13 protein-coding genes are annotated in these 12,355 nt (G+C 69.3%); 5 read left to right on the top strand and 8 right to left on the bottom strand.

Annotation, left to right across the window (positions count from 1 at the left end):
- Nucleotides 1-144: 144 nt before the first annotated feature.
- The gene (locus ACQPYY_RS30365) at nucleotides 145-1,812 is read left to right on the top strand and encodes an MFS transporter (protein WP_433591895.1); all 1,668 of its coding nucleotides are present in this window, start codon (nucleotides 145-147) and stop codon (nucleotides 1,810-1,812) included.
- Nucleotides 1,813-1,875: 63 nt separating this feature from the next.
- Here the strand turns inward: ACQPYY_RS30365 and ACQPYY_RS30360 are convergent, their stop codons facing one another.
- A complete protein-coding gene (locus ACQPYY_RS30360; protein ID WP_379092588.1) occupies nucleotides 1,876-2,271 on the bottom strand; it encodes an NUDIX hydrolase in 396 nt (131 codons plus the stop codon).
- A gap of 42 nt (nucleotides 2,272-2,313) precedes the next feature.
- Nucleotides 2,314-2,838: a hypothetical protein gene (locus ACQPYY_RS30355; RefSeq protein WP_433591894.1), complete on the bottom strand. Its 525-nt coding sequence runs from the start codon at nucleotides 2,836-2,838 to the stop codon at nucleotides 2,314-2,316.
- A 158-nt stretch (nucleotides 2,839-2,996) separates the two neighbouring features.
- On the opposite strand from ACQPYY_RS30355, the gene ACQPYY_RS30350 reads away from it, so the two are divergent.
- Nucleotides 2,997-4,364 carry a serine hydrolase domain-containing protein gene (locus ACQPYY_RS30350; RefSeq protein WP_433591893.1) on the top strand — a complete coding sequence of 456 codons (1,368 nt, stop codon included), beginning with the start codon at nucleotides 2,997-2,999 and terminating at the stop codon, nucleotides 4,362-4,364.
- 12 nt (nucleotides 4,365-4,376) lie between these two features.
- On the opposite strand, the gene ACQPYY_RS30345 is transcribed toward ACQPYY_RS30350, so the two are convergent.
- Nucleotides 4,377-4,967 carry an isochorismatase family protein gene (locus ACQPYY_RS30345; protein WP_433591892.1) on the bottom strand — a complete coding sequence of 197 codons (591 nt, stop codon included), beginning with the start codon at nucleotides 4,965-4,967 and terminating at the stop codon, nucleotides 4,377-4,379.
- Nucleotides 4,968-5,103: 136 nt separating this feature from the next.
- Here ACQPYY_RS30345 and ACQPYY_RS30340 point away from each other — a divergent pair, with 136 nt between their 5' ends.
- Nucleotides 5,104-6,090 carry a GlxA family transcriptional regulator gene (locus ACQPYY_RS30340; RefSeq protein ID WP_433591891.1) on the top strand — a complete coding sequence of 329 codons (987 nt, stop codon included), beginning with the start codon at nucleotides 5,104-5,106 and terminating at the stop codon, nucleotides 6,088-6,090.
- Here ACQPYY_RS30340 and ACQPYY_RS30335 read toward each other — a convergent pair whose 3' ends face one another.
- The 5 genes from ACQPYY_RS30335 to ACQPYY_RS30315 form a co-directional block, all read right to left on the bottom strand.
- On the bottom strand, nucleotides 6,091-6,888 hold the full coding sequence (locus ACQPYY_RS30335) for a family 1 encapsulin nanocompartment shell protein (RefSeq protein WP_379092603.1): 798 nt from the start codon (nucleotides 6,886-6,888) through the stop codon (nucleotides 6,091-6,093). It abuts the gene before it with no gap.
- 38 nt (nucleotides 6,889-6,926) lie between these two features.
- Nucleotides 6,927-7,934 carry a Dyp-type peroxidase gene (locus tag ACQPYY_RS30330; protein ID WP_433591890.1) on the bottom strand — a complete coding sequence of 336 codons (1,008 nt, stop codon included), beginning with the start codon at nucleotides 7,932-7,934 and terminating at the stop codon, nucleotides 6,927-6,929.
- A gap of 63 nt (nucleotides 7,935-7,997) precedes the next feature.
- Nucleotides 7,998-8,324: a cupin domain-containing protein gene (locus ACQPYY_RS30325; protein WP_357091284.1), complete on the bottom strand. Its 327-nt coding sequence runs from the start codon at nucleotides 8,322-8,324 to the stop codon at nucleotides 7,998-8,000.
- Between the two features lie 105 nt (nucleotides 8,325-8,429).
- Complete coding sequence (locus ACQPYY_RS30320) at nucleotides 8,430-8,924, bottom strand: dihydrofolate reductase (RefSeq protein ID WP_379092609.1); 495 nt, start codon at nucleotides 8,922-8,924, stop codon at nucleotides 8,430-8,432.
- A complete protein-coding gene (locus tag ACQPYY_RS30315) occupies nucleotides 8,921-9,727 on the bottom strand; it encodes a thymidylate synthase (protein ID WP_379092612.1) in 807 nt (268 codons plus the stop codon). Before ACQPYY_RS30315 ends, ACQPYY_RS30320 begins: the two co-directional genes overlap by 4 nt.
- A gap of 20 nt (nucleotides 9,728-9,747) precedes the next feature.
- Between ACQPYY_RS30315 and cobF the strand changes: the two genes are divergently transcribed.
- Nucleotides 9,748-10,512, top strand: coding sequence for a precorrin-6A synthase (deacetylating) (gene cobF, locus ACQPYY_RS30310; protein ID WP_433591889.1), 765 nt, complete (start codon nucleotides 9,748-9,750; stop codon nucleotides 10,510-10,512).
- Nucleotides 10,513-10,635: 123 nt separating this feature from the next.
- Nucleotides 10,636-12,246, top strand: a complete 1,611-nt coding sequence (locus ACQPYY_RS30305; RefSeq protein ID WP_433591888.1) for an AMP-binding protein — start codon at nucleotides 10,636-10,638, stop codon at nucleotides 12,244-12,246.
- Nucleotides 12,247-12,355 lie beyond the last annotated feature (109 nt).

Below are 12,355 nucleotides of genomic sequence, written 5' to 3'. Positions count from 1 at the left end.
GCATGCACTGTTTCCCCTTTCCGACCGGCTAATGTTCGGCTGTCCAATGACCTCGGCCTACACTGATCAACGGACATTTCGCGCATAGATGGCTAACTGAAACATCGGCGTCCACGGACAACTGTTCAGCGGCGGGAGCGACGGATGACGGAAACTCGGCCCGATCTGGGGCGCAGGAAATGGATCACCCTCGGAGTCTTGGCGCTGGGCCTGGGCATGGTGGTGCTCGACGGCACCATCGTCTCGGTCTCACTGCCGGTCCTCATCGACGAGCTCGGGCTGAATTTCACTCAGGCGCAATGGATCAACAGCATCTACGCGGTGGTCCTGGCCGCGCTGCTGATCACCAGCGGCCGACTCGGCGACCGGCTCGGACGGCGCACCATGTTCGCCGCCGGCGTCATCGTCTTCCTGCTCGGCAGTCTGCTCGCCGCGCGGGCGCACAGCGCGGGACCCCTCATCCTCGGACGCGTCATCCAGGGCATCGGCGCGGCGGGCGTCATGCCCGGCACGCTGGCCACCGTGAACGCGCTGTTCCGCGGCCGCGACCGGGCCATCGCCTTCGCCGTGTGGGGCTCGGTCATCTCCGGTGTCGCCGCCATCGGGCCGCTGCTCGGCGGTTGGCTCACCACCTACTTCACCTGGCCCTGGATCTTCCTGGTGAACATCCCGCTGGGCATCGTGGTGCTGATCGGGCTGGTGCTGTTCGTGCCCGAGACCCGCACCGGCAAGAACGCGCCCGGCCTGGACGTGGACGGATTCCTGCTCAGCGCAATGGGTTTCGCGCTGCTGGTGTTCGCGCTCATCGAGGGCCAGACCTACGGCTGGTGGAAACCGCTGCGGGAGTTCCCGATCGCCGGATGGAAATGGCCGGTCAGCGCGCCCCTCTCACCGATCCCGGTGCTGCTGGTGCTGGGCGTGCTGGCGCTGTACCTGTTCGTGAAGTGGGAACAGCATCGCCATCTGATCGGACGCTCCGCGCTGCTGGATCCCGCGCTGTTCCGGATCCCCAGCTTCCGCTGGGGCAATATCACCGCGTTCCTGGTGGCGCTGGGCGAATTCGGCCTGCTGTTCGTGCTGCCGCTGTTCATGGTGAACGTGCTCGGGCTGTCCACCCTCGGCGCGGGCTACGTCCTGGCCGCCATGGCCGTCGGGGCGTTCCTGGCCGCGGGGATCGCCGAAGGGCTGGTGCGGCGCTACGGGCCGGTGCGGGTGGTGCAGCTGGGCCTCGCCTTCGAGGTCGTCGCGGTGGCCCTGGCCGCGCTGTTCGTCACCCCGCACATCTCCGGCTGGTGGCTGGCCGTGCTGCTGATCGGGTACGGCATCGGACTCGGCATGGCCTCCGCCCAATTGACCGGGACGGTGCTCGCCGATGTGCCGCCGCGCAATTCAGGTCAGGGCTCGGCCACCCAGAGCACGGTGCGGCAGGTCGGTTCGGCCTTCGGTACCGCGGTCGTCGGTGCGTTGCTGTCCGCGGCACTGGCGCACGATCTGCCGAGCCGCCTCTCGGCGGTCAAGGATCTGCCGCCGAACGTCGCCGACACCCTCGCCACCGCCACCCGGGAATCCGCGGGTGGCGCCATCCCCGGGGTGCGCGAGCACGGAGGCGGCGCGGCCATCGCGGACGCGCTGAGCCGGGCCTTCACCGACTCCACCCGCACCACCCTGCTGGCCGCCGCGCTGTTCCTGCTGGTGGGCCTGGCCGCGGCCACCCGCATCCCGAACCGGCCCTACTCGGGGACCGTCGACAACGTGCCGCCCGACGACTCGCGGGCATTGTCCGACGGCACCGGGGACGGTGAGAGCAGCTGACCGTCCCGGCACCGGCCGGACGATCGGGCTGACGTCTTCGGTCGCGTCACAACGGTTCCCGGATCAGTCGATCAGACCGAGGGCGTGCAGGTGCTGGAAGACCAGCAGCGAACCGGGAGCGACCTCGTCCATGGCGGCGTACTCGGCGAGGGTGAACCAGCGCAGTTCGGCGATCTCGCCCGAGGGCCGCGGCTCCTCGGTGAGCTCGCCCAGGAAGCAGGTCATGTGCAGGCGGGTGCCCGGCGCGTGCCCGTACGCCTCGGCTTCGAACACGCCCAGCTCGCTCACCCCGGCCGTGCCGACCCCGAGCTCCTCGTGAATCTCCCTGTGCAGGGCCATCTCCGGGGTCTCGCCCGGATCGATCTTGCCGCCCGCCATGTAGAAGACGGTCTTGCCGTCGGACCGGGTCTGCAGCATGCGGCGGTCCCGGATGTGCGCCAGTGCCGCGGTACGAATCACGGCACCCACCCTAACCGGGCGCCGATGCGGGCTCGCCGGCGATCACCGCGTGGGCGGGGCGATCTTCCAGTGCTCCTGCAACGCCTCGGCGATCTCCGGCAGGATGGTCACCGGAATCCGGCGCTGCCGCAACATGGTTCGGATCTCGGTGACCTGCTCGCGCTTGCGCTGGTCGTAGGCGCCGGCCACCGGGCGGTGCACCGGCGGGATGGACAGCAGCACCAGCTCCCGATGCGGCTCGTCGCCGTCGGTCAGGTCCAGCGCCAGCGTCCAGCGGCCGTGCTCGTCGAGCGCGAACCGCGCCGCCACCACCCGATCCCACGCCACCGTCGAGGTGCCCCACGGCGTCCGGCGCACGATCGCCGCCTCGGTCAGTTCCACCCCGTCCCGCCCGAACAGCAGGATCAACAGCCCCACCGCGGCGGCCGCCCCGAAGAACAACCCCGTGAACACCCGATTCAGCCCGAAGACCCCGATCGTCCCGGCGCAGACCACCGCGACCAGGAACACGCCCGCCGCCGCGTAACCGGCAATCCGGCGTCCCGGCACCACGCCCGCCCGCACCATCGCTCATCGCCTCCCGCAACCGACTGCGCGTCACCGTACCCGTCCCCGGTCCCGGCTGCCCGGCGATCTCGACACCGGCGCCGTCGCCGACCTAACCTACGGTGCCCACTCCTACCGCCTCCGGCGGTGTGGGTCAGCATTACCCGAAGGAGCGACCCATGGTGCCAGCCGTCGATCTCGAACGCCGGTTGGGCGACCTGATCGAGGAGTACGGGGTACCCGGCGCGCAGGTCGCGGTCCTGTCCGGCGGCCGGATCACCGACGCGGCCGCCGGGGTCCTCAACACCGCGACCGGTGTTGCGGCGACCACGGATTCGGTGTTCCAGATCGGCTCGATCACCAAGCCGTGGACCGCGACCCTGATCATGCAGGCCGTCGTCGAGGGCCTGCTCGACCTCGACGCCCCGGTCCGGCGCTACCTGCCCGAATTCCGGGTGCGCGACGCGGCCGCGGCCGCCGCCATCACCGTCCGGCAGCTGCTCGGTCACACCTCCGGCATCGACGGTGACCTGTTCCTCGACACCGGGCGCGGCGCGGACGCGGTCGCCAACTTCGTGCCCGCCATCGCCGACGCCGGGCAGGTGCACCGGCCCGGCGCCATGTTCTCCTACTGCAACAGCGGGTACGTGCTGCTCGGCCGCATCCTGGAAGTGTTGCGCGGCAAGCCCTTCGACACGCTGCTGCGGGAACGGCTGGTGACCCCGCTCGGACTGACCCGGGTGGCCACCGACGCCGACGAGGCCATCCTGTTCCGGGCCGCGGTCGGGCACACCGGATTCGAGCCCGGGACCGGTCCGCTGCCCGCGCCGGTGTGGGCGCTCCCGGCCTCCAACGCCCCGGCCGGAGCCCGGCTGGCCATGTCCGCGCGCGACCTGCTGGGATTCGCCCGGCTGCACCTGTCCGGCGGGCGCGCCCCGGACGGAACCGCCGTGCTCCCGGAATCCGCGGTCCGGGACATGACCCGGCCGCACATCGAGGTGCCCGATATCGGCTACGGCACCCACTGGGGACTGGGCTGGCAGCTGTTCGACGCCGCGTCGGGGCTGTTCGGGCACGACGGCAGCACCCTCGGCCAGAACGCCTTCCTGCGCATCGCGCCCGCCCCCGGCGTCGCGATCGCCTTGCTGGCCAATGGCGGAAGCGCGTTCGCGCTCTATCGGGACCTGGTCGAGGACCTGCTGTGGGAACACGCGGGCATCCGGCTGCCCGCCCGCCCGGTGCCCCCGGCCCGCCCCGAACCGGTCGATGCCGCGCACGTCAGCGGCCGCTACCGCTCCGCCATGTACGAGCACGCCATCGACGTGGACCCCGACGGACGCGCCTGGCTCTCCACCAAACCCCTCACCGCGGAGGCCGCCTTGGTCGCGGTCCCCGACCGCATCGAAGTGCTGCACCTGCGGCCCGACGCGCTCATCGCCGCCCACCCGATCCGCGGCCGCCACACCGTCTACGGCCTGATCAACGGTGACGGGCACGCCGGGACGCGCTACCTGCACACCAGCCGCGCGATGCCCCGCCAGCCCTGACCCGAGGGGCGGTCAATTCAGCTCGGAGCCGGAGGCGACCACGACACCGTAGAGGTCGGCGATGGTGGCCAGCGCGCTCTCGTGCAACTGGGCGGCGCCGACCTCACCGGCGGCCGACCGCAGGGGACGGGTGGCGGACGCGTCGGCCACGACCGTGGGGCGATTGCCGCGCAGGAACGCGCCCTCGGTGGTGAAGGTGACGCACATGTGGGTCATGAAACCGGCGATCACGACGTTCTCGTGGCCTGCCGCGTCCACGTGCGCGGCCAGGTCCGTGCCGACGAAGGCGTTCGGAACCGTCTTCACGACAACGGGTTCGCCGTCGATCGGGGCCACCCGGGGATGGATGCGGCCGATCTCGTCGGTGATGTCGTAGGGCGTGCCCGGACCGCCGTCGTTCACGATGTGGATGACCGCCGCACCGGCGGCCCGGGCCCGGGCCAGCAGATCGGCGGCGGCGTCGAGGGCGGGTTCCCAGCCGGTCAGCTCCATCACGCCGCGGGTATAGGTGTTCTGGTAGTCGACCAGGATCAGGGTGGCGTCGGGCAGGGTGGCGGGGGTCTGATCGAAGCCGCTGAGGTCGCGCAGGGTCTGGGCGGACATGGGAATTCCTCCGGTCGTGTGTCGTCCGCGCCGCCTGGTGCGGGGGACGTCGTCCACGCTATGAGCCCGCGGGCGTGTCGGAAATGTCATGTAACCTGCAAATCCGGACATTGCCGGATCGGGCGGACGGAGGACCGTGGGCACCATCGAACGATTCGTGGTCATCGTGCTGTTCGACCGCGTCGACCTGCTCGACGTGACCGGACCACCCGAGGTCTTCGCGCTGCTGGGGCGAGAGATGAACGGGGAGACCGGATATCGCGTCGCGCTCGCCGCGGAGACCCTCGACCCGGTGACCACCTCCGCGGGCGTGCGGGTGCTGCCCGACATCACCTTCGCCGAGATCGGCGACCGCGGTATCGACACCCTGGTCGTGCCCGGCGCCGTCGACGTGGACGCGGACGGCCGGGTTCGGGCGCTCAGCGACCCGGCCGTGGTCGAGTGGGTGCGCAGACTCGCCGGACAGACCCGGCGGGTCGCCTCGGTGTGCGTGGGCGCGCACATCCTCGCCGACGCCGGACTCCTGGACGGCAGACGCGCCACCACGCACTGGTCCACCGCCACCCAGCTCGCCGCCGAGCACCCGGCCGTCGAGGTCGACGCCGACCCGATCTTCATCCGCGACGAGAACGTCTGGACCGGAGCGGGACTCACCGCCTGCCTCGACCTGGCGCTCGCCCTGGTCGCCGACGACTTCGGCGACGCCCTCGCACTGCGGGTGGCCCGGCAGCTGGTCATGTTCCTGAAAAGGCCCAGCGGGCAGAGCCAGTTCAGCGTGTCACTCGAACCCATCTCGACCACGCGGCGCATCGACGACCTGCGGCACTACATCACCCGCCACCTCGGCGACCAGCTCACCGTCGCCGACCTCGCCGCCGAGGCGCATGTCAGCGAACGGCAGCTGACCCGCGTCTTCAAGACCGACCTCGGCACCACCCCGGCCGCCTACATCGAGTCCGCGCGCGTGGAATTCGCGCGCAACCAGCTCGAGACGACCGATCACACCCTGGAACGGGTGGCGACGCTGAGCGGCTTCAACACCACCGACACCCTCACCCGGGCCTTCCGGCGCACGCTGGACACGACGCCGACGGAGTATCGAAACCGCTTCCGCATCACCTGATCACGCTTCGAGCGCGACCGCCGCCTCGGCCGTGTACACCAGGAACGTCAGGCTCTCCTGGAAGTACAGCTGCACCGTCTCCGCGTCGTGGGACAGATAGCCGATCGACAGGTCCTGGCCCAGCTGCAGATCGAAATCGCCACCGCGCGTGGACAGTACGAACGCGCCGTCGATGGCCGGCGCCCAGATGATCTCGCCGTCGATGAGCCGCTCGATGTGCGTGCGGATCGGGTGACCGTGATCGGAGGTCTCGCTGACCGCGGTGTACAGGTCTGCCGACAACAGCACCGAATACGGGCCGTCCACACCGGCCAGCCGCAGCTTGCTCAGGGCCTGCGCGACCGCTTCGGGCGCCAGGCGCGCGTCACCGGGCAGCTTCACCGGCTCGCACGAGGTGGCGGCCCGGATGCCCTGGATCTCCGCCGCCGGATAGCCCTCGAAGATCGCGCGGTCCTCCGCGAACGCGATCTTCTTGGCGGCCGCCTTCACCGGGTCCAGGTCGGCGTCCTGGGCTCCGCGTTCCACATTGTCGAGCTCGGTGCGCGAGAGCGTGAACGGCACCCGCAACTCGATCAGCGGCACCACCGCGCGCTGCCGCGCCTGTACCCCGTCGCCCGGGGATTCGATCGCCGTGGTGCGGCCCGTACCGACCGCGGAATAGTCGACACCGTGCGGTCCCGACAGATCGACCACGCGGCGACCCGCGATGTGCCGCTTGAAGGTTCGCGTCGCCTCCTCCTCGATGGCCTTCCATGCCTCCGAGGTGATCGGCGCCAGTTCGCGATGCAGGTTGTTCATACGTCAGCTCCTTGTCGGTTCGACGATTTCGTAGCTACTCAACGATTTCGCAGCGTCCCGATTCCCAGCGACCCGTCAGGGGATCCCGCGCCATTGGATTCCGGCGCGGCGACCGCGGCCGCCACCGGCGCGGGCGCGTCGGGAAGAGCGTCGAAGAACGCCGCGTGCGGGGCGAAGAACGAGGTGCCGGTGATGGCGGTGGAGAAATCCAGGATGCGGTCGTACGCCGCCTCGTCGCTGCCCAGGAACATGCGGGTCAGCATGGCTTCCGGCACCGCCGGATCGTCGGCGTAGGCGATGTAGTACGTGCCGTATTCGCCGTCCTGGACCGAGCCGAACGGCATATTGGCGCGCACGATATTGCCGGAGACGTCCTGATCATTCACGGCCACATGGGAATCCGCGGGCTGATCGTCCTCGGAGAGCTCGAAGTCGTCGAGTTTGGTTCGCCCGATGACCCTTTCCTGCTCGGTGGTTGAGAGCGCCTTCCAGGCGGCCATATCGTGGAGGTACTTCTGCACGATCACGTAACTGCCACCGGCGAATTCGGGGTCCTCGTCACCCACCAGCGCGGCGGTCACCGCGAGCTGGCCCTCCGGATTCTCGGTGCCGTCCACGAAACCGAGCAGATCGCGCTGTTCGAAATAGCGGAAACCCACCGTCTGATCCACGATCGTGCCCGCCCCCGCGAGCCGTTCGGCGAGCTTCATCGCCAATTCGAAACAGGCGTCCTGGACCTCGGCCCGGATATGGAACAGCAGGTCACCCGGCGTGACCGGGGCCTGGTGCTGCTCCCCGACGTAACCCGGAAACTCGTGCAGCTGTGCGGGTTTCGGCCCGGCGAACAGACGGTCCCAGGCCGCGGACCCGATGCTGGTGATGCAGGCCAGGCCCGAACCCGGCAGTCGGAAACCGACGGAGCGGCGCAACCCGGGCAGATCGGCGAGCAAATCCCGCGTCACCGCCTCGCCTCCCTCGTCGATGGTCACCACGAGGAAGAGTGCGGCCGGGGTGAGCGGGTCGATGATCGGCTGTGGCTCACGCATGAGCACCAGCCTAGGCCCTGCCCTCCACCGCCGAACGGTCCGGTCCGTCCGTGTCGGGGCGCCCTACTTGGCCACGGTCAGCAGAAACGCCACGTCATCGATGGCTTTCACACTGTGCCGGGCATTCGGGATCACGATCAGATCGCCGGCCGAGCCCTTCCACTCGTTGGCGCCGCTGATCAGCACCAGCACCCCGCTGATCACCATGAGCGTCGCCTCGCCCGGATTCTCGTGCTCGGCCAGTGTCTGTCCGGCCGTCAACGCGATCACCGTCTGCCGCAGCGAATGCGCGTGGCCGCCGTAGATCGTCGACGAACTACGCCCGCTCGAGGCCGTGGCGGCCAGCTTCAGCTGCTGGCGAGCAACCGCGGTCAGCGACTTCTTGTCCATGGACTGCCTTTCGCCGGAGTATCGCTGAGTATGCCGGACACACCCGGGGCGCTCGGCGGTTTCGACGCGGTGTGTGCGGGAATTGCCGGACGAGGAATCCGACCGTTATCCGCGCGGGCGGGTATAACGACGGAATCGATAGCGCAGACCCGTCGACGACTCACGCCAATCGGCCGCCTCGGCCCGCCACTGCCGGTCGATCGCCGGCGCGACAGTGTCGCCGTCGATGTCCGCGTCGATCTCGGTGACCATCAGCTCGGTCGCGAAAGGCATTGCCGCTCGGTAGATCTCACCGCCGCCCATGATCCACACCGACTTGTCGCCGGTCATCTCCAGCGCCTCGGCCAGCGAACCCGCGCGCTCCGCGCCGTCCACCGCCCACTCCGGCTGCCGGGTCACGACGATATTGCGGCGGCCGTCCAGCGGACGGAAACGCGCGGGCAGCGAATCCCAGGTCTTGCGGCCCATCACCACCGGATGACCGAAGGTGACGTCCTTGAAATGCGCCATGTCCTCGGGCACCCGCCACGGAATCGTGTTGTCCCGCCCGATGATTCCCCGCGTCGTCTGCGCCCAGATCAGGCCGACGGTTCTGCTCACACCGCCACCGGCGCCTTGATGGCCGGATGATGCTGGTAGCCCTCGATTTCCACGTCCTCGTATTCGTAGTCGAACAGCGAGGGAGCGGGACGCAGGTGCAATGCCGGGAACGGGTACGGCTCACGGGTCAGCTGCTCGCGCACCTGCTCCACGTGATTGTCGTAGATGTGGACGTCGCCGCCGGTCCAGATGAACTCGCCGGGCTGCAGTTCGGTCTGCTGCGCCACCATCAGGGTCAGCAGCGCGTAGCTGGCGATATTGAACGGCACGCCCAGGAACAGGTCCGCGCTGCGCTGATACAGCTGGCACGACAGCTTGCCGTCGGCCACGTAGAACTGGAAGAACGCGTGGCAGGGGGCCAGGGCCATCTTGTCCAGCTCGGCCACGTTCCAGGCCGACACGATAATGCGGCGCGAGTCCGGGTCGGTGCGCAGCGTCTGCAGCACCTGCGAGATCTGGTCGATGTGGGTGCCGTCCGGGCTCGGCCACGACCGCCACTGCACGCCGTAGACCGGGCCCAATTCGCCCTGCTTGTCGGCCCATTCGTCCCAGATGGTGACGCCGTGCTCGCGCAGCCAGCTCACGTTCGAGTCGCCGCGCAGGAACCACAGCAACTCGTAGACGATCGACTTGAGATGCACCTTCTTGGTGGTGATCAGCGGGAAGCCCTGCGACAGGTCGTAGCGCAGCTGATGCCCGAAGATGCTGCGGGTGCCGGTGCCGGTGCGATCCGCCTTCGGGGTGCCGGACTCCAGCACCAGTCGGAGCAGGTCCTCGTACTGGGTATCTCGGGCGCTCTCCACGCCTGGCAAGCTTACGCACCGTGCGAAAGTTGTTTGTGATCGGAATCGGGGCGGGGGACCCGGACCAGGTGACGGTGCAGGCCGTCAAGGCGATGCGCCAGGTGGACGTGTTCTTCCTCATCGGCAAGGGAGCCGAGAAACAGGAGCTCACGGACGTGCGCGCGGCGATCCTGGCCGAACACGTCCAGCATCCGCACACGGTCGTGGAGATCACCGACCCGCCGCGCGATCGCAGCGTGCCCGCGCGTGGCGCCGATGCCGCCTACCAGGGCGTGGTCGCCGACTGGCACGAGGCGCGCGCCGAACTCCTGGAACAGGCCTTCGCCGGAACCGAGGGCGTCGGCGGCATTCTCGTCTGGGGCGACCCGTCCCTCTACGACAGCACGCTGCGCATCGTCGAACGCGTCCTCGACCGTGGCCGCATCCAATTCGACTACGAGGTCATTCCCGGCATCACCAGCGTGCAGGCCCTCGCCGCGGCCCACCGCACCGTCCTGCACGAGATCGGCGAACCCCTCCACATCACCACCGGCCGCCGACTGCGGGACAAGGGGCTGGCCGACGGTCAATCCACCCTGGTCATGCTCGACGGCGAATGCTCGTTCACCCAGCTGCCCGGCGACGACATCTACATCTGGTGGGGCGCCTACCTCGGCATGCCCGACGAGGTCGTCATCGAAGGCCCGCTGCGGGTCGTCGAATCCCGCATCACCCGCCGCCGCGCGGCGCTGCGGGAGGCCAAGGGCTGGATCATGGACATCTACCTCCTGCGCCGCTCCCTCTGACGGATCCGGCGCGGCTGTTGACTCTTACTGGCGGAGCGTCAATAGTCGGAGCGACGGTGTAGCGGGGGTCACAGTCCGGGGTTGGACAACGGGCTGGGACCCCCTCGCGTGTGGAGGTACGGCATGACGACCCCGATCCAGCGGGCCCTGGAACTACGTGACGAGTACGGGGCCGCCGACGCCTGTGCGGCCGAGCTGCTGTGCGACCGGCATCCCGGCGACGCGGTGGCGTTCACCTTCGTGCAGCCGGACCTGTCGAGTGTCGACGTGACGTTCGGTGAACTGCGCGAGAAGTCCCGGCGAGCCGCCGCGGCGCTCGCGGAACTCGGTGTGGCGGAAGGTGATCGGGTCGCCACCCTGATGGGCAAATCGCAGGAATTGGTGATCGCCCTGCTGGCCGTCTGGCGACTCGGGGCCGTGCACGTGCCGCTGTTCACCGCCTTCGCTCCCGGCGCGATCGCTCTGCGCGTCACCGGGAACGGCACCACATTCGTCATCACCGACGGCGACCAGCGGGCCAAACTCGCGCCGAGCGCGGAGCTCCCGGCCGAACGCGACTGGCGGGTCATCACCACGGGCGTGCCCGAAGGCGACGACGTCGCCTTCGCCGATCTGCTCGAGAACACCGGGCCCGCACCGGAATCCGTGGCCATCGGCGGTGACGGCGTACTCGTGGAACTGTTCACCTCCGGCACCACCGGCAAACCCAAGGCCGTCCCGATGCGGCTGGGCGGCATGGCCGGGGTGGTCATGTACCTCGAATACGGCATCGACTACGCCGACGGCGACGTGTTCTGGAACATCGCCGACCCCGGCTGGGCGTACGGGCTCTACATCGCCATCCTCGCGCCCATGGCGACCGGCAGACGCAGCATGCTGGTCTGCTCGGCCTTCGACCCGGCCCTCACCTGGCGGGTGCTGGACCACTTCGGCGTCACCAACTTCGCCGCCGCGCCCACGGTGTACCGCGCGCTGCGCAACAGCCCCGTGCCCGACGGCGTGCGGTTGCGCCGCCTGTCCTCGGCCGGAGAGCCGCTCACCCCCGACGTCATCACCTGGTCGAAACAGGTACTGGGACTGGAGATCCGCGACCACTACGGGCAGACCGAGACCGGCATGACCGTCGTCAACGCCTGGCACCCCGACCTGGTGGCCGACATCAAGATCGGGTCCATGGGCCACCCCATGCCCGGCTACACCGTCGAGATCCTCGGCCTGGACTCCGACGAGCCGGCGCCGGTCGGGCAGCCCGGCCGGGTGGCCATCGCGACCTCCAGTCCACTGCTGCTGTTCCGTGAGTACCGCGACGCCCCCGAGGCCAGCGCCGCCCGGTTCACCGCCGACGGCCGGTGGTACCTCACCGGCGACGTCGCCTCCCGCGACGCCGACGGCTACCTCACGTTCGCTTCGCGTGACGACGACGTCATCCTGATGGCGGGCTACCGTATCGGCCCCTTCGAGGTGGAAAGCGTCCTCACCGAGCACGATTCGATCTCCGAGGCCGCGGTCATCGGCGTCCCCGACGAACTGCGCGGCGAGGTGCTCATCGCGGTCGCGGTCGCCACCCCCGGAATCGACCCCGACGACACCCTCACCACCGACCTCCAGCACCTGGTCAAACGGAAACTGGCCGCCCACGTCTACCCCCGCCGCATCCACTACGTCCCCGAACTCCCCAAGACCCCGAGCGGCAAGGTCCAGCGCTACCTGCTGCGTCAGCAGTTCCGCGACTGAGGGCGAACCGCTGGCCGCGCTGAATCCCGGGGGTGTCGGCGGGGACGGCTAGGGTGGGAGACGATCATCCGGGTCGGCAGACCCGGAGATGCCTCGGGGATTGGAGGAG

Origin of the sequence: Nocardia sp. CA-145437, from assembly GCF_050956485.1 — a bacterium.
GTDB lineage: Bacteria > Actinomycetota > Actinomycetes > Mycobacteriales > Mycobacteriaceae > Nocardia.
The sequence above is the reverse complement of the archived record's forward strand: the minus strand, read 5'-3'. Positions and strand labels throughout refer to the sequence as shown.